Origin of the sequence: Streptomyces chlorus (assembly GCF_042655885.1) — a bacterium.
In the GTDB taxonomy this organism is placed as follows: Bacteria; Actinomycetota; Actinomycetes; order Streptomycetales; family Streptomycetaceae; genus Streptomyces; species Streptomyces chlorus.
On record NZ_JBHSOA010000042.1, the window covers coordinates 126,476 to 144,805 of the forward strand.

General features: G+C 71.1%; 13 protein-coding genes and 2 pseudogenes. 6 read left to right on the forward strand and 9 right to left on the reverse strand.

What is annotated here, in order from left to right; all coding sequences use genetic code 11:
• Nucleotides 1-61 precede the first annotated feature (61 nt).
• Nucleotides 62-256 (reverse strand): heme oxygenase-like domain-containing protein, encoded by a 195-nt coding sequence (locus ACFPZI_RS19780; RefSeq protein WP_381364679.1) that lies wholly within the window; start codon nt 254-256, stop codon nt 62-64.
• A gap of 1,012 nt (nt 257-1,268) precedes the next feature.
• Between ACFPZI_RS19780 and ACFPZI_RS19785 the strand changes: the two are divergent.
• Nucleotides 1,269-1,784 (forward strand): annotated as a pseudogene (locus ACFPZI_RS19785) (globin domain-containing protein); the annotation flags it as partial.
• 573 nt (nt 1,785-2,357) lie between these two features.
• Here the strand turns inward: ACFPZI_RS19785 and ACFPZI_RS19790 are convergent.
• Together ACFPZI_RS19790 and ACFPZI_RS19795 are read right to left on the reverse strand one after the other, a co-directional pair.
• Complete coding sequence (locus ACFPZI_RS19790; RefSeq protein WP_381364681.1) at nt 2,358-4,022, reverse strand: phytoene desaturase family protein; 1,665 nt, start codon at nt 4,020-4,022, stop codon at nt 2,358-2,360.
• A gap of 236 nt (nt 4,023-4,258) precedes the next feature.
• Nucleotides 4,259-4,714, reverse strand: a complete 456-nt coding sequence (locus ACFPZI_RS19795; RefSeq protein WP_381364683.1) for an SRPBCC family protein — start codon at nt 4,712-4,714, stop codon at nt 4,259-4,261.
• Between the two features lie 528 nt (nt 4,715-5,242).
• Here ACFPZI_RS19795 and ACFPZI_RS19800 point away from each other — a divergent pair.
• The 4 genes from ACFPZI_RS19800 to ACFPZI_RS19815 are packed head-to-tail and all read left to right on the forward strand — an operon-like array spanning nt 5,243 to nt 8,673.
• Nucleotides 5,243-6,415, forward strand: a complete 1,173-nt coding sequence (locus ACFPZI_RS19800; protein WP_381364685.1) for a cytochrome P450 — start codon at nt 5,243-5,245, stop codon at nt 6,413-6,415.
• Nucleotides 6,412-6,600, forward strand: coding sequence for a ferredoxin (locus ACFPZI_RS19805; protein WP_381364686.1), 189 nt, complete (start codon nt 6,412-6,414; stop codon nt 6,598-6,600). The genes ACFPZI_RS19800 and ACFPZI_RS19805 overlap by 4 nt, the downstream gene beginning before the upstream one ends.
• Entirely contained in the window at nt 6,597-7,739 is a 1,143-nt protein-coding gene (locus ACFPZI_RS19810; RefSeq protein WP_381364688.1) for an NAD(P)/FAD-dependent oxidoreductase, read from the forward strand. The genes ACFPZI_RS19805 and ACFPZI_RS19810 overlap by 4 nt, the downstream gene beginning before the upstream one ends.
• A 10-nt stretch (nt 7,740-7,749) precedes the next feature.
• Nucleotides 7,750-8,673 (forward strand): LysR family transcriptional regulator, encoded by a 924-nt coding sequence (locus tag ACFPZI_RS19815; protein WP_381364690.1) that lies wholly within the window; start codon nt 7,750-7,752, stop codon nt 8,671-8,673.
• 12 nt (nt 8,674-8,685) lie between these two features.
• On the opposite strand, the gene ACFPZI_RS19820 is transcribed toward ACFPZI_RS19815, so the two are convergent.
• Nucleotides 8,686-8,850, reverse strand: coding sequence for a hypothetical protein (locus ACFPZI_RS19820; RefSeq protein WP_381364692.1), 165 nt, complete (start codon nt 8,848-8,850; stop codon nt 8,686-8,688).
• A gap of 856 nt (nt 8,851-9,706) precedes the next feature.
• Between ACFPZI_RS19820 and ACFPZI_RS19825 the strand changes: the two are divergent.
• Nucleotides 9,707-9,925 (forward strand): annotated as a pseudogene (locus tag ACFPZI_RS19825) (hypothetical protein); the annotation flags it as partial.
• Between the two features lie 352 nt (nt 9,926-10,277).
• Here ACFPZI_RS19825 and ACFPZI_RS19830 read toward each other — a convergent pair.
• The 5 genes from ACFPZI_RS19830 to ACFPZI_RS19850 form a co-directional block, all read right to left on the reverse strand.
• On the reverse strand, nt 10,278-10,775 hold the full coding sequence (locus tag ACFPZI_RS19830; protein WP_381364694.1) for a hypothetical protein: 498 nt from the start codon (nt 10,773-10,775) through the stop codon (nt 10,278-10,280).
• A gap of 114 nt (nt 10,776-10,889) precedes the next feature.
• A complete protein-coding gene (locus tag ACFPZI_RS19835; protein WP_381364696.1) occupies nt 10,890-11,321 on the reverse strand; it encodes a nuclear transport factor 2 family protein in 432 nt (143 codons plus the stop codon).
• Nucleotides 11,314-12,069: an SDR family NAD(P)-dependent oxidoreductase gene (locus ACFPZI_RS19840; protein ID WP_381364698.1), complete on the reverse strand. Its 756-nt coding sequence runs from the start codon at nt 12,067-12,069 to the stop codon at nt 11,314-11,316. Before ACFPZI_RS19840 ends, ACFPZI_RS19835 begins: the two co-directional genes overlap by 8 nt.
• On the reverse strand, nt 12,066-12,761 hold the full coding sequence (locus ACFPZI_RS19845) for a type 1 glutamine amidotransferase domain-containing protein (protein WP_381364700.1): 696 nt from the start codon (nt 12,759-12,761) through the stop codon (nt 12,066-12,068). Before ACFPZI_RS19845 ends, ACFPZI_RS19840 begins: the two co-directional genes overlap by 4 nt.
• Nucleotides 12,762-13,590: 829 nt before the next feature.
• Complete coding sequence (locus ACFPZI_RS19850; RefSeq protein ID WP_381364702.1) at nt 13,591-18,330, reverse strand: caspase, EACC1-associated type; 4,740 nt, start codon at nt 18,328-18,330, stop codon at nt 13,591-13,593.

Sequence of the window (18,330 nt, forward strand, 5' to 3'; positions counted from 1 at the left end):
CGGCGGCCGGGGCGCGGTGAAGCGCCCCGGCCGCTGTCCCTGACGCAGGCAGCGCCGGCTGTTATCCCTGACGCTGGCGCAGCGCCGACTGTCCGTTCCGCCATGCCTTCAGGAGAGGGGACGCCAGCCGGCTCTCCAGGTGGACGGTGGCGTCCGCTCCGAAGGCCCCGTCCGACTCCAGGCGCGGCTCGTCGGCGAGCAGACCCCCGATCACCTCCCGGCGTACGACCTGTTCGTGTACGGCGTCCGCTTCCACGTGCTCCGGTAGAGGGCCAGGTGCAGATCCTCCCCGTACGGGTCGGTGACCGCGGCCTCGCCCGCGTCGGGAGGGGGCCTGGCGCGGCGAGGCCAGGGCGGCGAACAGACCGGCCGAGAGCGGTCCCTTGGGCGCGGGCACGGAGGCAGCGGCAGGGCTGTGGTCAGTGGTGGTCGCCGTCATGGGTGTCCTTCGGGTCGTGGCCGTGCGGCCGGTCGTCGTGTCCTGCGGGGCCTGATCAGCTTTGTTGCTGCGCCCCGGTGGCGGCCGGCGTGGCAACCGTCTTCCTGATGCGCCGCCGCAAGCGCGCCCGACCCGTCCCACGGGCCCGTTCCCCGCGCCGCCGAGCGGCCCGTACCCGGAACCGGCTCCGGGGGCGAGGGCGGGGCGTTCCGCTCGCAGGCGTACAGGTCAGGCGCGGCACACCCGCTTCCCGTTGTCCAGGGCCCAACAGCCCTGCCCCCCCAGGGCCCTTGGGGCATATGTCCCCGATGCCATACTGACCTGCGGTTTCACCCGTCAGATCCCGGTGGGTCGGCCTCTGTTCACCGTCGGACCACCCCCGCACCCCGACACGTTCCTCAAGGAGCCCAGCCATGCCCCGACCCTTCCGTCAGCTTCCGGCGAAGGCCCCGCGCCGACCGGGCCGGTGGGCTCCCGTTCCGGTCGCCGTCCGGGCCGGGTCCGGACGCGGCTGCGTACAGGTCGCCGTCGTCGGGCGCGAGACGGGGAGGGTTCGCTGACCATGAGCACGGAGGACAGGACCTACCACACGCTCCTCGCCCGGCACGATGCGATGCGGCTGCGTCAGCAGTTGCTCTCCCCCGGGAGCGACCCGCGCACCGGACGCGGCGGCCGGCCCTCGGCCGAAGAGACGTACGACGCGGCCGCCGGCCGGCGGATCATCATGCGCGACCTGGACCTGGTGGCTCCGCTCGACGAGCTGATCACCGACCTGTACCGGGCGCTGTTCACACGACATCCCTCACTGCGGTCGCTCTTCCCCGCCACGATGGCGTTCCAGCAGGAGCATCTGGCGCGGGCGTTCTGGTATCTGATCGAGCACCTGGACCGCCCCGGGGAGATCACCGAGACCTTCACCCAGCTCGGCCGCGACCATCGCAAACTCGGCGTGCGCCCGGCGCAGTACGCGGCGTTCAAGGACGCGCTGTGCGAAGCGCTGCGGGTCCGCGCGGGCGAGTACTGGAGCCCGGAGCTCGAGCAGGCGTGGACGCGGATGCTGCGGCTCGGCGTCACCGCCATGGTCCGGGGCGCGGAGTCCGCGCTGCACGAACCGCCGTGCTGGCGTGCCACGGTGACGGGCCATCGGATGTACGGGCCGGACCTGGCGGTCCTCCGTCTCCTGCCGCACGAGACCTTCCGGTACCGGGCCGGCCAGTACACCGCGCTGGAGTCCGCCCGGCTGCCGCACACCTGGCGCCCGTACTACCTGGCCGACGGACCCGGCCCCGGCGGGGAGATCGAGGTGCACGTCCGGTGCACCGGCCCCGGCGGGGTCAGCGAGACGCTGGTACGCCACACCGCGCCCGGGGACGAGGTACGGCTCGGGCCGCCGAAGGGCAACCTGACGCTCGGCGCGGAGCCCCCGGGCACCCTGCAGTTGGTCGCCTGGGACACCGGCTGGGCCGCGATGAAGGCGCTGCTGCAGGAGCTGGACAGCCAGGTGCGGCGGTCACCCGCACACCGTCCGCGCCGAGTACGGCTCTTCCTGGGCGCCGACTCGCTGTCCGACCTCCACGACACCGAGTACCCGGCCGGCCTCGAGCAATGCCACTCATGGCTGACCGTGGTCCCGATGGCGGGCAGGACGCCGGCCGAGGGCAGGTACGACCGGCTGGTCCTCGCGGTGACCCGGAGCACCCCCCTCGCGGAGGGCCGCACCCTGGTCGCCGGGCCGCCGGACATGGTCCGTACGGTGACGGCCGGGCTCGTCCACGCCGGGCATCCCGCCGACCGCATCGTCCACGACCTGTTGCCGGCCGGCCGGCCCGCCCGTCCTGCCACGCTTCACGGAGGGGCACGGACCGGCCGGGGACTTCATGCCCCCGGGGCAGCAGGTCCCCGCCTGATCTGCACGCCCTTACTCCGCTCGGCCGAGAGAACCCGTACCGCTGCTGCGTCGGCGCGGTGGCTGTCCTCCGATGTTCCGCCCGGTACGGGTGCTCCACGGCACGCGTACCGGGCGCAGTCGGCCGGTGCCGCGCAGCGCGGCACCGGCCGCGTTGGCACCGGGGGCGCCGTGCACCCCGCCACCGGGGTGCGCGGAGGCCGAGGCGAGGTACAGGCCCTTCACCGGCGTCTCGGGCCGCCCGGTGCCGGGCATCGGCCGGAACACCAACTGCTGGTGCAATGCCGCCGTTCCGCCGTTGATCGCGCCCTCGCTCAGGTTGGCGTCCATGGACTCGAGTGTGCGCGGCGTAAGAAGGCGCCGGGCTGTGATGCGGGAGCGGAATCCCGGCGCCCAGCGTTCGACTTCGTTCTCCATGCGGTCGGCCATGGCTTCCTCCTCCCGCCGGTCCCAGAGCCCGGTCAGCCCGTCCTCGCCCGCGTCGCCCTTGATCCGGTGCGGGACGTGGGTGTAGGCCCAGGCCGATTCGGTGCCGGCCGGTGAGCGCGTGGCGTCCGTGGTGGACATCTGCCCGAAGAGGAGGAAGGGCCGGTCGGGCACCCGGCCCGTCGCGAGCTGGGCGGCGAAGCGGGTGAGACCGTCGACTCCTTCGGCCAGGTGGACCGTTCCCGCGGAGGCCGCTTCTCCTGCTGTCCAGGGCACGGGGCCGTTCAGCGCCCAGTCGACCTTGAAGGTCGCGGAGTCCCACTGGAACCGGGACAGGTCCTTCAGCAGCTGTCCGGGGAGGTGCTGGGCGTCGACCAGTTCGCCGTACAGGGCCGGTGCGGACACGTCGGCGAGTACGGCACGACGCGCCGCTACGGGTTCGCCCCCCGCGGTGCGGACGCCGACGGCCCGTCCGCCGCGTACGACGATCTCGGTCACGCGCTCCCCGCAGCGGACCACGCCGCCGCGCCGCTCCAGCCGGCGCACCAGGGCCGCCGTGAGCGCCCCGGCTCCCCCCACCGGCACGGGAAAGCCGTAGGCCTGTCCGAGCATGCACATCAGCCATCCGAAGCCTCCGCTGCCCGCCGCTTCGGGGCCGAGATCCGCGTGCAGCGCGCTGCCGGCGAGCAGCAGCCGTCCCGCCTCGCCGCGGAACGACTCCTCCCCCAGGCGACGGACGGGCAGCAGCAGGGTCCGTGCCAGGCGGAGGCCTCCGGCCGCCCGGAGCCTGGCGGCGAGCCGGAGGGAGGCCCGGACCGGAGGGAAGGGGGTGAAGAGAGCACGCAGGATGTCCGGGCTCAGGCGCTCCCACGTGGTGCACAGATCGAGCCAGGCGGCCCCGTCGCCCGCCGCGAACGTGTCCAGGCCCGCCGCCGTGTCGGCAGCCGAGCGTGCGAGGACGGCGCACCGGCCGTCCGGCAGCGGGTGTGCCAGGACGCGCGGGGCGTGGCTCCAGGTGAGCCCCTCTTTTCCGAGCTCCAGACCCGCGAGGACCGGGGAGGCGGCGGCGAGGGGGTAGAAAGCGCTGAAGACGTCGCTCACGTAGTCGGTGTGGACGCCGCGATCGCTGCGGACCGCGCCGCCGGGTTCCGGCTGGGCCTCCAGAACCTCCACGCTCCATCCCGCGTCGACGAGCTTGTTCGCAGCGACGAGACCATTGGGTCCCGCGCCGATGACCACCGCGTCCGACATCGTCGCCTCCTGGCGTTCTCGACGGGCCCGTCGCTCTCCCGATGCTGCTGGTCGATGCGGTCTGGCGTTCCGGGCTCCGCGAGTCCGTACCGCCGGAGCCGGGTACTCCGGCCGCGACCGTGACACATTCCCGGAAAGTGTCACGGTCGGCGGACTCATGCCCCAGGTCAGCCGGATGCGTCAACAGCGTCTCTCCCGGGCCGCGGGCCCCTCAGACAGGGGCCCGCGGCCCGTTGTCAGACCGGTTCGTGCGTGCGTGTCGGAGTCTTCTCCACCGTGTCGGCCAAACGGGCGAGCATCCTGCGGTGGCGCAGCTGGATCAGCGCGTCCACTGCGGTGTTGTGGAGTTTCCCGGCCGGCCCGCGCAGGGGGTGTTCGTCGATGATCACCAAGGCGTTCTCGCCCCATGGCCGCACCTCGACGGCGATCCGCGCGGTGCCCAGCCACCCGCTGTCGGCCTCCAGTTCCAACACCGCCGGGGCCTCACACCGCCGGACGACGGTGCTCCCCGACGCCGACCAGCGTCCCAGCCGGACCGTATAGGTGAGGGTGGAGCCGACCTGTGGCCAGTCGCCCTCTCCGGGTCGCGACTCGGACGTGCCCACCACCCAGTCGCCGTAACGCGTACCGTCCGCGAGAACCGCCCACACCTCGTCCACGGAGCGTTCGATCAATCGGTGTCGTACGGCCATCCGTCCTCCAGCCCTGTTCGGATCCCCGGCCTCCACCCGTACCCGGCCGTGAGGTCTCACTCGTTCACTCTCGCAGGCACCGGGGGAATCCGCCGCCTGCCGCACCCGGGCAGCCGTGTGACGGACATGCCGGAGCCGCGCACGCGGCTCCGGGCGGGTGTGATCGCGCCCGGTTCCCCGTATCCCCTGGTTCTCACTGGCGGGTGGGCCGTGCGCCCGCACAGAGCCGTACCCACCCGCCGGCAGGACCGTCCGGGCCGAGTGCGTGCCTCTCCGTGCCCGGTGGGGGATGCCCAGCACCCCGGTGGCCGCGGCGACAGTAACCATTCGGTTTACATGACGTCAATGAAATGAACATCATGAAAAAACAATGCACGGAGAGCGATACGGGCACGTCGGGACCGGCTCGGCGACTACCGTCGGACAGGGCGGCCTGTACGGGCCCCGCCTGAAGCATGAACGGCGCGCATGTCGCTCCATGCGAATCATTCATTTGCTGGATGTAAGACCGGCCACTTCACTGGGGGCATGACTCCTCCCCCTGCCTCCGACGTCGACCTTTTCGCCGACGACGTCCTGGTCGACCCCTACCCCGTCTACGCCGAACTGCGGGAGCTGGGCCCCGTCGTCCACCTCCGCAAGAACGACGTCTACGCGCTGACGCGGTACGACGCCATCCGTGGCGCGCTCGCGGACTGGGAGTCGTTCTCGTCGACCTCGATCGCCTTCAATCCGATGGCCAACGAGGCGCTCACCGGCACCTCGCTCGCGTCCGACCCGCCGGTGCACACCCAGCTGCGCGCCACGCTCACCGAGAACCTCTCGCCGCGCGCGCTGCGCGGTCTGAAGGGGCAGATCGAGGCGAAGGCGGACGCTCTGGTCGCGGAACTCGTCGAGAAGGGTTCCTTCGAGGCGATCGACGCCCTCGCCCGGGCGTTCCCGCTGGAGGTCGTCGCGGACCTGATCGGCTTCACGGGCCACGTGCGCGACAACATGCTGCGCTGGGGACAGGCCGCCATGCAGGTCCTCGGCCCGATGAACCAGCGCACGGCCGAGAACTTCCCCATCGCCGGCGAGCTCTACGCGTGGTGCTCCCAGGTCAAGGCCACCGACCTGGCCGAAGGGTCCGTGGGCCGCGGCATCTTCGACGCCGAGGCACATGGCACCATCCCGCCGAACACGGCCGGCCACATCATCCACCAGTACCTCGGTGCCGGCGTCGACACCACCATGGCGGCGATCGGCAACGTGGTCGCCCTCTTCGGCTCGCACCCCGACCAGCTCGACCTGATCCGCGAGGACCCGTCGCTGGTGCCGGCGGCGTTCAACGAGGTGCTGCGCTTCTGGGCGCCCATCCACGCCTGGGGCCGACGCGCCACCAAGGACGTCGACATCGACGGGGCCGTCATCCCCGCAGGCGCGCAGATCGCGATCCTGCTCGGCGCCGGCAACCGCGACCCCCGGCACTACGAGAACCCGGACGCCTTCCTCGTCGAGCGCAATCCGATCGACCACCTCTCGTTCGGCTACGGCCCGCACGGCTGCGCGGGCCAGGGACTCGCCCGCCTGGAGGCCAATGCCGTGATCGAGGCGCTTTCCCGGCGCGTCAAGCGCCTCGTCGTCGGACCCGAGGTCCGCGTTCCCAGCAACACCACCCGGAGCATCGAGGAGCTCCCCGTCCTGGAGGTGATCCCCGCATGAAGATCGTTCTTGACCGCCCCCGCTGTGAGGGCCACGGCCTGTGCGAGGAGGCCGCCCCGCAGCTCATGCACCTCGACGACGAGGGCGAACTCGTCCTCGACCACGAGGAGATCGGCGAAGCCGACGTCGCCCTGGCGAACGCCGCCGCCCGCGTGTGTCCGGTCGCTGCGCTGAGGGTCATATGAGCGGCGACACCCTGGACCGCGTCGTCGTCGTCGGCAACGGGATCGCCGGGCTCACCGCGGCCGACACGCTCCGCGAGGCCGGCTTCGACGGCGAACTGACCGTCGTCGGCGACGAACCGCATCCGGCGTACAGCCGCCCGGCCCTGTCGAAGGCGCTCCTGCTCGACGGCGACGACCTGTCGTCGCACGAGCTCCCGCCGACCGGCCACGGAGCGACGGAGCTCCTGGGCGTCCGCGCCACCGGACTCGACCTCGACCGTCGGCTGGTCACGCTCGACGACGGCACGGATCTGCCGTACGACCGCGTCGTCCTCGCCACCGGCTCCCGGGCGCGACGGTTGTCCGACCTTCCCGAAGAGCTCACCCTGCGCGGGCTCGACGACGCCCTCGCCCTGCGGAAGCGGCTGGCGGACCGGCCGTCGGTCGTCGTGGTCGGCGGCGGCCCGCTCGGAATGGAGATCGCCTCGGGCTGCCTGGCCGCCGGCTGCCGGGTCACCCTCGTCTCCCAAGGGGCCCCACTGATCCTCCAGCTCGGTCCGCACCTCGCCGGTGTCTTCGTCAAGGCCGGGCTGGACCTGGGACTCACCATCATCGAGACCGAGCTGGCACGGCTGGAACGGCGTGGGGAAAGTGCCCGGGTCGTCCTCCACGAGGGCCCGGTCCTCGAGGCGGACATTCTCCTGTCCGCCGTCGGCGACGTGCCCAACACGGAGTGGCTCGCGGACACGGGTCTCGCGGCGAAGGGTGCCATCGCGGTCGACTCGCGTGGGCTCGTCCGCCCCGACGTCGCGGCCGTCGGCGACCTCGCGGCCGTCCACACTCCGAACGGTCTGCGCCGCGTCCCCTTCTGGAGCAGCGCGATCGAACAGGCGAAGGTCGCCGCGAGGGCTCTGGTCCGGGGCGACGACGCGCCACCGCTCCAGTTCCAGCCGTACTTCTGGACCGAGCAGTTCGGGCTGACCCTCAAGGCGGTGGGCTATCTGCCGCTGGAAGGAGAACCCGAGTACGTCGACGGGGAGCCCGGTGGCGGGCCGGCGCTGATGCGCTGGTCGCAGGACCACGGCACCGGTGTGGCCGCGGCGCTCAACTACCGGATCCCCATCCCCCGGCTGCGCCGTATGACTCAGGCGGCCGCGTAAGGTCGGTTTCATGGGCGACGGAGAAGAGGGCACCACGGGTTCGGGACTGGACCGGCTGGCATCGGTCAACCTCAACCTGTTGGTGCCCCTCCTCGCGCTCCTCGAAGAGCGTTCGGTGACCAAGGCGGCGCAGCGGGTCGGTCTGTCCCAGCCGGCGATGAGCCACGCCCTCACGAGAATGCGGCGTCTGCTGGGTGACGACCTCGTCGTCCGACAAGGGACGGGCGTGACGCTGACCCCGCGCGCCCTGGAGCTGATCCCACCGCTGCGCAGTGCGCTGCAACAGGCGGCACGCATCGTGAACTTCCCCTCCTTCGACCCCGCCACGGACCGGCGCGTCATCACGGTCGCCCTGACGAACAGCACCGCGTTCGTCATCGGCCCCCAACTGACGCGGCTCCTCGCCGAACGCGCTCCCCACGCCACGTTGCGCCTGCGGACGATCACGGTCCCGACCGAGGCCACCTTCACCGACATGGGCGTCGACGTCGTGCTGATCTCCGAGGGGCACTTCTCGCCGTATCCGCGCGAGCGGCTGTACAACGACCGCTGTGTGGTGGTGGCCTCACCGGACACGCCACCGGAAGCGAGCGCGCTCGACCTCCTGACCACCCAGCCGCACATCGTCGTCGACACCGACCGGCGGGTCTTCCCGTACTCGGTGCTCGAGGAAAAGGGCATCCCCTACCGCGTCGGCCAGTTGAGCTCCGACTTCCTGCTCGTCCCCTTCCTGGTCGCCCGCGCGGGCGGCGTCGCCCTCTTCCGCTACCAGGTGGCCGCCACCATGCGGACGCTCACCGACCTGCGGATCGAGGAGTTCCCGTTCCCGCTGCCCGGGCTCGGGATCGACATGGTCTGGAATCCCCGGCTGGCCGACCAGTACTTCATCGAGTGGCTTCGGGCGCTGCTGTTCGACGTCGCGGCACACCTCTGACGTAGACGGCGTTCACTGCGCCGGACCGGGCAGGGGCAGGCTCGGTCGGCCGGCCCAGGCCGTTCGGTCGAACGCGCCCGCGAAGGCCCGGTCGAAGTCGGCGCCGGTCCACGCCTGGGCGGGCAGCACCCCGGCTTCGCCGTCCAGCATCGGCATGTCGTCCCGGTCGGCCTCCACGGGCGCGGCCGCACTCGGCGTGCGGGCCGCGGCGCCCTTCCCGAGCCACTGCAGGAACTTGGCGTCGTCGCCGAGGAACTCCCGCTGGGTGCGGGCGTCGGCGAGCAGCGCGTCGGCCCGGTAGACGGGGGCAGCGGCTTCTCGGGGTGGAGTTCGCGCACCGTGTACACATGGCCGCCGAGCAGCGCGGAGTCGAGGTCGGCGGAGCCGACGAGGTGGTACGGCACCATCAGGAACTTACTCCGCCGCAGCCACTCGTCGTGCGGCGCCACGGCCTCCACCAGCCGGGACTTGGTCCGGACGGCCGGGTGGTTGTTGAGCACGGCGTGCAGCACGGTCAGGAAGTGGCTCTTGCCGGAGCCGAAGGAGCCGTGCAGGTAGGAGGCCTCCGAATTGCCCGACCTGACGCAGGCCGCCACGATGTCCAGCGCCTGCCGGAACGCCTCCTGGAGCTGCTCGGTGACCACGTACTCGGCCACCCGGGCATCGGTCTCGCTGAAACCCTGGGAGAGCTCGATCTTGAAGTCGCCGGCATGGACGTCTTCCTTGATCTCGATGACGTCCTTCAGCAGGAGCTCGCTCGTGGGCATCAGGCGGTCAGTCCTTGCTCTCGGCTCTCTCGGCTCGCGGCTCGGCCGCACGGCTCCCGCGCTGATCGACGCCCTCCAATCCTGCCGGGTGGCACTGACACGCATGCCCGTCGACCCGGAATCCGCTGTACCGCACGGTGCCTGCGGGGTCACCTTGGGTTCCGCCGTCCGTCGCGCAGCGCAAGGTTGGAGCCCTCCGGGCGAGACGAGATCGCGTGTTGACCGAGAGGAGCCCGCACGGGTCGGGCCGCTGCTACGGTCGCCACATGACGCTCTCGGTACCCTCGACACGTGCCGTCGATCTGCGAGTTGAACCGGTTGATGAGGTTCTCGGTCGTGTGGAGCAGTCGCTTCGGACACGCCTGGATCGGGACACCGCAGTACGCAAGCGTCGCTCGATCGGCACGCGGACGGACCGCGATACGTGGGTGCGTATCGAGCGGCGCGGGCTCGACCGGACCGGGGTCCGGGGCGGGGACGGCACCGCGCCCCCGCAGCCCCCTGCTCGGCCCACCGCCCTGGTGGTGCCGGACTACGGGCGGGCCGGCCTCGACGTGGCCCACGAGTTCTTCGCACTGATCGACGAAGGCGTCCGTCCCGCGCTCGTCACCGAGGAGCGGGCCGACGACGCTTACCCGAAGAGGCGCGGCATCACCGAACTCCGCGAAGTGGCACCCTGCCCGGTGCGTCGACTCCGCTGATCTCCTCGCCGACCTTCACGTGCGGTGCGCAGGCGGCGGATGGCGGGCGCTTGCGTACAGCGGAGCTCGCGTCGCTGAAGTGCACGTCAACCCATGCACAGGTCTTGACTGTCGCTCGCCTCGCGCCGGACCCACGTCAACGGGATACGGTCCCACCGCCGGGCGTCGCGTACAGGCGGTCGAGAACCGCCACCGTCACCGCCGCATAGGCGAGGTGGGGGACGATGTCGGAGACCCAGTCCGACGTCGACCAAGTCCGCGGGTCTGTCACGCCCAGAGCCGTCATCGGACCGTTCGTGCCGATCATCGCCCCCACCGCGGCAACGGCGTATTCGGGGGCTTTGGACGGGTGCCGGCCGGCGCCGCGGACCAGGGACAGCAGGGCTCCCATCCCGAGACCGCTGGCGATTCCGGTCAGCGGGGCGAGTCCCGCTACCCGGTTGTCCAGGGCTGGGCCGTCGCCGGGGATCCTCACATGCAGTTTCGCCGCGAGCTTGCGCAGGGTGACCTCGGGTGTCGCGCTCGCGGGCCTGGCCCGCAGCGCCATGTCCGCGTAGCTGACGACGTTGAGCGCGGTCGTACCCGCGGCGCCGGCCGCGGCTCCGTAGAGAAGTGGACGTATCACACAGCGCATGGACTCTTCCTCCTCCGTACGGGCGCCTCCACGGTCCGCACCGGACACGGACCGGAGCACATGGCCACGATCCGGCTGCGCACATCGCCCTGCGGCCCAGGGTCAGGCCCAGGGTCAGGCCCCGGCGGTATTCCTGCCCGGCATCGGCTCCGCGAGTGCCTTCCGCCCCTCAGGCGCATCGAAGGGGTCCGCGAAGTACTGCGTCTCGTGCACCACATACCCGTGGGAGAATTCCATCATGCTCACCGAGTGGGTGGGCACCCCGTCGTACGTGATGACACACTCACTCACCCACAGATCCCCGCTGCCGACAATCCGGTGGACGGTGAAGTGCCGACTGGCAGGGTGCCCTCCACGTTGCGCCGAAATCGTCGCGCGGCCCCGGAATCGTTCACCTGACTGGGGGTAGTCGAGGATCGCGTCCGCGGCGTAGACGGCATGCTCGGCGTCGGTATCCCCGCGTTCCGATGCTCGCCAGTGTTCCTCGAGTGCGGCCCTGTTCAGCCCTTCGCGCGGAACGGACCCGGTGTCTGCGCTGTCATTCATCGCAATCCTTTCCATGGCCGGCGCTCTGGCCGCCGTCCACGTGGAGGACCTCGCCGGTGACGAAGGACGCCTGCTCGAGGTACACGATGGCCTGGACGACGTCGTCGACCTCTTCCATCCGCCCGAGTGGATGGCGAGCCACGAGTTCGGGCGTGGTCTCCGGGTTCATCGGCGTACGGACGACGCCGAGCGAGACGGTGTTCACGCGGACGCCCTGCCCCGCGAATTCGATCGCCAGCTCCTTGGTGACCGCGTTCAGGCCGCCCTTGGTCAGCGACGCGAGCGCGCACGGCACCTGTGCATTCGGCTGGTCGACCAGGGAGGTGGAGATGTTCACCAGGTGACCGCCGCCTTCACCGCGGGAGAGCATCGCGCCGACGGCGCTGCGCGAGACGTTGAAGAATCCGCGCAGGTTCACACCGACGATCAGGTCGAAGTCCTTGTCCGTGTAGTCGGTGAACGGCTTGCCGATGTAGACGCCGGCGCTGTTGACCACGGTGTCGATCCGACCGAACCGATCCATCGCCGCCCCCACGATCCGCTCGCCCGCACCGGGCTCCACCAGATCGCCGCTGAAGGCGAACACCTGCGGGTCCTCGGATTCCGGCATGGAACGACTGGTGGCCACGACCGCGTACCCGAGGCCACGGTAGGCGGTGACGACGGCGGAGCCGATGCCCCCGCTGGCACCGGTGATGACCGCGACCTTCCGCGCGGTGTCCGCACCCGTCGTGTCGTCCACGCTCACTTGAGGATTTCCAGCATCCGGTTGCCCAGAATCGCGGCCGAAGCCGGGTTCTGCCCGGTGACCAGGTTGCGATCCTCGACCATGTACGGCTCCCAGATCGGGCCGCGGCTGAAGTTGACCCCGACCTTCTCCTGCACATCGGTCTCCAGCAGCCACGGGGCCAGGGGGGCCAGTCCGACGCCCTCCTCCTCCTCGTTGGTGAAACAGGTGATGTCGAAGCCCTTGAACGGCGACTCGCCGTGGATCCTGGTCGCCAGCATCGAGGCAGGCGCGTGACAGACGATGAACAGAGGGTTACCCGAGGTCAGCTGCTGCGTCAGCAGCCGTCCGGCATCGGCGTCCCAGGCCAGGTCCGACATCGGACCGTGGCCGCCCGGCAAGTACACCCCGTCGTAGTCCTCGAGGCGGACGTCCGACAGTCGCAAGGGCCGACGCATCACCTCCGCGGAACGGATGACGGCCTCCAATTCGAGGGCGCTGTCATTTCCGCCGACCATCTCGGGGCGTAGGCTCATCATGTCGACGCTGGGGGTCACGCCGTTGGGCGTCGCGACGACGATCTCATGGCCGGCGTCCGTCAAGATCTTGTACGGGTTCGCGAACTCCTCGGCCCAGTAGCCCGTCGCGTACCTCGTGCCGTCCTTCAATACCCAGTAGGTGGCTCCGCTCACGATGAAAAGCACCCTGGCCATGGCAAGGATCCCCTCTCGGACGCCTGTTTCAGGGTTCCGCGGGATGAGCCAGGAAACCGGCTCGCCGCCGCCGGTCTTCCCCCCTCCCCCCAATGTAGTCTCGACCATTCACGCGCGCGCGCCGAGGTTCAGGGCGAATTCGGCGGACGGCAGTCGGGCCAGGGCCGGCCCCGACGTCGCTTCCTTGCTGGGTGATCGTTCAGGATCCGGGGCTTGTGGCTCGTGATCATGTGGTGGGGACGACTTTCCAGAGCGGATACGGATCGGCGCGTTGACGCGGACGTTCACGCCTGACTTCGCTGGACGGCACCAGCTTCAACGTCCCCGACAGTGCGGCGAACTCCGCCGCGTACACCTGGCCTGTGACCGAGGCCCGGCAGGGGCCCTCTCCACAGGTGCGACTGCCGGCCCTGGTCGAGTGCGGCACCCTGGCCGTGATCGCAGCGGTCTTCGGCTCCCTCGCGGTCGGCGAACGCACCCTGGCCACACGCCTGTTGCCGATGATGCCGCCCTCCCGTTTCAAGTCGGTTGCGGGTTCTCGCGTTGCAACGCTTCCCGAGCGGTTGTGCCGGGTCAAGGGAGCGAGGCGTTCTTCGCGTCAAAGCGGACGGTGTCCATGTGCAGGCCCGTCTCGCGGCCGATGCACGCGTGGGAGCGTCCGCGCACCACGTGCGGCACCACTGAGCTTCCCCCGAGATGCGGTGGAGGGTGACAGAGGGTCGGATGGGTTTCATGAGAGGAGCCCACACGATGCCCTAGCCTGGAGGATCCTGCGCAACCACCGGTTCCAAAGGGCGACGGGATTCGTCACGCCAAGGGTGGCGCCGAGTCAGTCGCAGGACGCGCGGTGGGTCAGGTGCGGGAACAACTGCTCCCAGCGGTCCTCGGGGACGCTCAAGGGGTAGGCCGTGCACAGGGCCTTGTAAAGGCCATCGGTGGCGAAGTCGAGCACATAGGTCGTCTCCGGTGTCATGCCGTAGCTGTCCTGGGCGGCGACGGCCAGCCATCGGGGAGCCTGCGGTGATTTCGCCGGCGGCACGTGGACCGCGTCCGCGTTCTCCAGCGTGAAGAGCCCGGGGGTGTTCCACCGCCCGTCCTTTCCGATGGACCAGATGCGATGGGGCTTGCTCGTCACCGCGTAGCGGCCGTCGGAGGTCATGCTGATCGACCCGACCGCGCGGTCGAGCAGGAGGTCGTGGCCCTTCTTCACCGGGTCCGCCGGATCGGAGACGTCCCAGAACTCGACGCTTCCATCGGCCAGCGTCGCCGCCAACTCCCCCTTCCCCGTGGGAAAGTAACCCCCCGGTGCGGCCGGAAGCCGGCCACCCTTGACGGGGTGCGCGGGCCGGGAGAGGTCCCAGAGCTGGATCTCGTCTCCCGCCTTCTCGGTGACGAGCAACCGGGACGAGTCGTAGTACATCGCGCCGTCCATCGACGCCGCGTCCTCGATGCGACCGCCCTTGCGGGGCCGGGCGGGGTCGGAGACGTCCCAGAACCTGATGTGCCAGCGGTCCTCCACCGTCGCCAGCGACCCTTCTCCGGCGAACCACAGACTTCCCGAGCTCCAGAGCGAGCTGCTCGCCCTCACCGCGACCGTGCCCCGGCGCACGGGTTTCGCCGGATCCCGGATGTCCCACAGGGCGGTGTCGGGTTCCTCGTGCGAACCCACCGCGAGGAGCGTGCCATCGGGACTCACGGCGATGCTCGAGACGTCGGCGGTGTACCGGATGTCGGAACTCTTCTTCACGCCTCCGTCGGATTCCAACTGCCAGAGCTGGAGGGTGTGGTCCAGCCCCTCGGTCCAGTGGTGGGCCAGGAACACCGGCGTCTTGCGCCGTGTCAGGAAGAACTTCGCCTCCCATCCGCTCGGCAGGGTGTACCGGACCTTCGGCGCCTTCAGATCGCTGACGTCCCACACCCTCGTGCGGCTGTCCCGTTCCGCGCCCCTCGGCTGTGTGACGATGGCCAGCTCACCGTCGGCGCTGAACGGGCTGGTGCCCGTCTGGGGCATGACGTGGATGCCGCCCGCCAACGCCGGCGCCCAGGGCCGGTCGGGCCACACTCGTATCTCTCCGCCCACCTCACCGACCGCCAGATACCTGCCGTCCGGGCTGAACGCGACCGACTGGGACGGTTCGCCCGTCGGCAGGGTCACCCCGGGTGTGCCGTCGACCAGATCCGACACCTTCCTGGTCGTGTCGGCCCGTCGGACGCCGTTGTCGCGGTCCGCTCCCGCCAGGAACCTGCCGTCCTCGCTGAAAGCCAGGGACGGCATGCCGCCGTCGTCGGTGCCCCAGGTGTCCCAGTACGGCTCCGTCTCCACACGTCGCAGGTCCGGCCCGTCCACTACCTCCCACCAAGCAATCTTTCCGGCTCCACCGGTTGCGACCACCAGGTCGCGGCGGGGGTGGGCGGCCACCGCCATGACCGTCTCGGCCTGTTCCGTGTCCCGCAGCACGGGCCGGTCCGGGTCGCCTACGTCCCACAGCCGCACCTGCGCGGGTTCGTCGGCCGTGTCCCCGTTGCCGTTACCCGTGATCAGATGTCCTCCGTCGCGGGTGAAGGCCAAAGAGATCAAATCCGACGTGGCGACCGTCCGCTGCTCACGCAGCGTGGGCCGGGCGGGGTCGCTCACGTTCCACAGCCGCAGCAGTCCCTTCTTGCTGCCCGCCGCGAGGGTCCGGCCGTCCTTGCTGAAGGCCAGCGTGTACGTCGTCACCCGGTGGGCGAGCCGTACCAGGGCGAGCCGTCTCGGCTTCTGCGGGTCCGCGGTGTCCCACAGGGTCAGTTCGTCCGCCGACTGTGCGGCGAGGATCCGTGAGCGCGGATGGTAGGCGATGACCGTACTGCTCTTCAGCTTGAACCGGCCCGCCTCAACGGGCCTGGTCGGCGCGGAAACGTCCCACAACTGGACACGGCCGCCCTCGGACCCGTTGCGCGGGTGACTCGCGGCCAGCACCTTGCCGTCCGGGCTGTAGGCGACGTTGAGCACGGGCATGCGATACCGCTTCTCGGGCACGAGGCGGGCCGGTGTGATGGTCATCGAGGCCGCGTACAGGCTGGAGCGGGTCTCGGGAGTGACCGCCGTGCGGTAGGCGGCCAGGCTGAGGCTGAGCGCGGTCTGCGGGTCGCGGTCACGCATGGCGTCGGCCTTGGTGGCCAGCTCCCTGGCGATCAGGCTCTTCTCCCGGCTCGCCGCCTGCCCGTTCTCGTGGAACGCCCACCCGAAGAGAGACGCCGCCACCAGGGCCAGGGCCGAAAGGGAGGCGATCCACGCCCGCGTGACGAGGCGTCGCCGGCGCTGCGCGTGGTCGCTCGCGGCGACGAAATCCCCCACCACGTGCGGGACGGGCACGCGGACGACCGCCGACGCGGCTGCGCCGCCCGAGCCGTCGGTAGCCACGTGACGGGCTTCCTGAGCCGGTCGACCGTCCTGAGCCGGCGGGGCTTCCCGAGCCGGCCGGGCATGCTCCGTGGTGAGCTTCTTCGCCTCCTCCAGGGCATCGCCCTCGTAGAGGCCGCTCGGCTTCCGTCCGGCCTCGGCCCAGCCTTCCGCCGCCGCGGTCAGCCGGCGGAGTCTCAGCAGGTCGTCCCGCACCTCGTCGATCCAGCCGCTCAGCCTCGTCCACGCGTGCAGCAGCGAATCGTGGCCGAGTTGCGCCCCGCCCTCCTCGTCGACGACGACCAGGCGGGCGTCCGCGAGCCGACGCAGCAGGTCCTCGCTCCCGGCCGACTCCGCCGGCAGCACCCGGCGACGGATCAGCCGCCCCTCGCCGTCGGCGACGTGGACCATGGCCAGCAGGAGGCTCCGCAGCGCCGTGCGGCCGGTGTCGTCGAGAGAGTCGTAGATCCTGTCGGCGGCCGTGGCCACCGCGCCCCGTATGCCTCCGGCGGCGGCGTACCCGGCGTACGTCAGCGTCGTCCCGCGGCGCCGCAGCCAGATCTCGGGGAGGGCGTAGGCCAGGAAGGGCAGCGCCGCGGCATCACCCGTGGCGCGTCGCTCCTCGTTCACATCGCGCCGCAGGAGCTGCGGTACGCCCTCCTCCCACCGCAGGCCCGCATACTCCGCAGGGCGCACGATCGCGGCCTCGACCTCCTCGTCGGCCAGCGCGGGCACGGCGAAGTGGCCCGGTCGCACGACGGGCGCCAGACGGGGGTCGCTCAGGGCGTCGCCGTAGTAGTCGGCGCGCAGGGCCAGGACGAGACGCGGAGCGGGCGTCGGGTCCCCGGCCCTCTCCCCCTCCTCGTCCGCTCCCGCGGTCAGGGCGGCGGCGAACCGCTCGCGTTCGGCCTCGTCCGAGCAGAGCGTGAAGTACTCCTCGAGCTGGTCGATGACGAGGAGCCGCGGTGCCTGCCCGACCCCGGCTCCGGCCCCCGTCGCCGCGGGCCGGCTGAAGCGCCCGCGTTCCAGATCGCGTACGACGTCGGAGGGGGCCCTGCCCACCGCCGCCGCCCACGCCTCGGCGAGGCTCCGGAAGGGCCGCTCACCCAGCGCGGGCACCAGCCGCACGGGACCGAGCCCCGCCTGCTCCGCGGCCACGCTGAGCCCCGCCCGTAGGAGCGAGGACTTGCCGACCCCCGACGGCCCCACCAGGACCACCGGCTCACCGGGTCGCGCCTGTTCGACGCGGCGCAGCAGCTCCTGGGTCAGCTCCTCGCGGCCGAAGAAGAGACGGTGCTGCTCGGGGAGGAAGGGAAGGATGCCGGGGTAGGGGCAGACGGCATCCGGGTCGGCGTCCGGATCCGGGGTGTCGGCCGCCCGCTGTTCGGTGGACGGGCCCGGCAGCGGCTCGTACCGTCGGTTGACGGCGAGAGTCAGCTCGCTCATGCGCGCGGTGCCACCGCCGTACGGGCGGGCGGCGCTTCCCTGGAGCCGCTGGTCGAGCAGCCGGTAGACGCCGCCCAGCGTCAGCCACTTCGGGCCGCCCGCGTCCCCCTCCCGCAGAAGGCTGAGCAACTGGCCGCTGAAGAGGGTGTGCTCCGCTTCCGGCGGGGCGTACGCCAAGGCGTTGCGCATCGCCGATGCGAGCAGGTAGCTGCCGGTGGGCCGGGCACCGGCGAACGGGTCCACGGCGGCCGGCCCGCCGGGCTCCTGCGCGTTCCCCGCGAAACAGCAGTCGAGGATCACGACCGGGTCGGCGGCGGCGTCGCTCAGGTAGCGCTCGACCTCCGTGTAAGGAACGGAGTGCGCCGTGTCGGCCTGGGACTTGGTGCTCGCTGTGGCCAGGTAGAGCTGCCGGCCGGGTCCGCGCAGCCCGTGTCCGACGAAGTAGAGGAGGACGGTTCCGCGCTCGTACCGCTGCTCGGTGGGCTCGGCCCGGCCGATGGCCGTCGCCAGTGCCTCCAGGACATCGCTCGGCGACGTCGGATCGGTCAGCAGCGTGACCCGGTCGCCCATACCGCACACCGTGCTCAGCGTCTCGGCCACGTCCTGCGCCGACCGGAGGGCGGACGGCAGATCGGGCAGGTGCCGTCCCGGATGGGCGGCCGTCCCGACCACCAGCGCGTGGCAGCCGGATGCCGCCAGATCCGCTCCCGCCGGCAGCTCCGGCCCGTCCCCCGCAGCCAT

Bases quoted from the DNA above. Each gene is read 5' to 3' on its own strand.
- ACFPZI_RS19790 (WP_381364681.1), bottom strand. From the start codon at position 4,022: ATGTCGGACGCGGTGGTCATCGGCGCGGGACCCAATGGTCTCGTCGCT.
- ACFPZI_RS19795 (WP_381364683.1), bottom strand. From the start codon at position 4,714: ATGGCCGTACGACACCGATTGATCGAACGCTCCGTGGACGAGGTGTGG.
- ACFPZI_RS19800 (WP_381364685.1), top strand. From the start codon at position 5,243: ATGACTCCTCCCCCTGCCTCCGACGTCGACCTTTTCGCCGACGACGTC.
- ACFPZI_RS19805 (WP_381364686.1), top strand. From the start codon at position 6,412: ATGAAGATCGTTCTTGACCGCCCCCGCTGTGAGGGCCACGGCCTGTGC.
- ACFPZI_RS19810 (WP_381364688.1), top strand. From the start codon at position 6,597: ATGAGCGGCGACACCCTGGACCGCGTCGTCGTCGTCGGCAACGGGATC.
- ACFPZI_RS19815 (WP_381364690.1), top strand. From the start codon at position 7,750: ATGGGCGACGGAGAAGAGGGCACCACGGGTTCGGGACTGGACCGGCTG.
- ACFPZI_RS19830 (WP_381364694.1), bottom strand. From the start codon at position 10,775: ATGCGCTGTGTGATACGTCCACTTCTCTACGGAGCCGCGGCCGGCGCC.
- ACFPZI_RS19835 (WP_381364696.1), bottom strand. From the start codon at position 11,321: ATGAATGACAGCGCAGACACCGGGTCCGTTCCGCGCGAAGGGCTGAAC.
- ACFPZI_RS19845 (WP_381364700.1), bottom strand. From the start codon at position 12,761: ATGGCCAGGGTGCTTTTCATCGTGAGCGGAGCCACCTACTGGGTATTG.
- ACFPZI_RS19850 (WP_381364702.1), bottom strand. From the start codon at position 18,330: ATGGCTGCGGGGGACGGGCCGGAGCTGCCGGCGGGAGCGGATCTGGCG.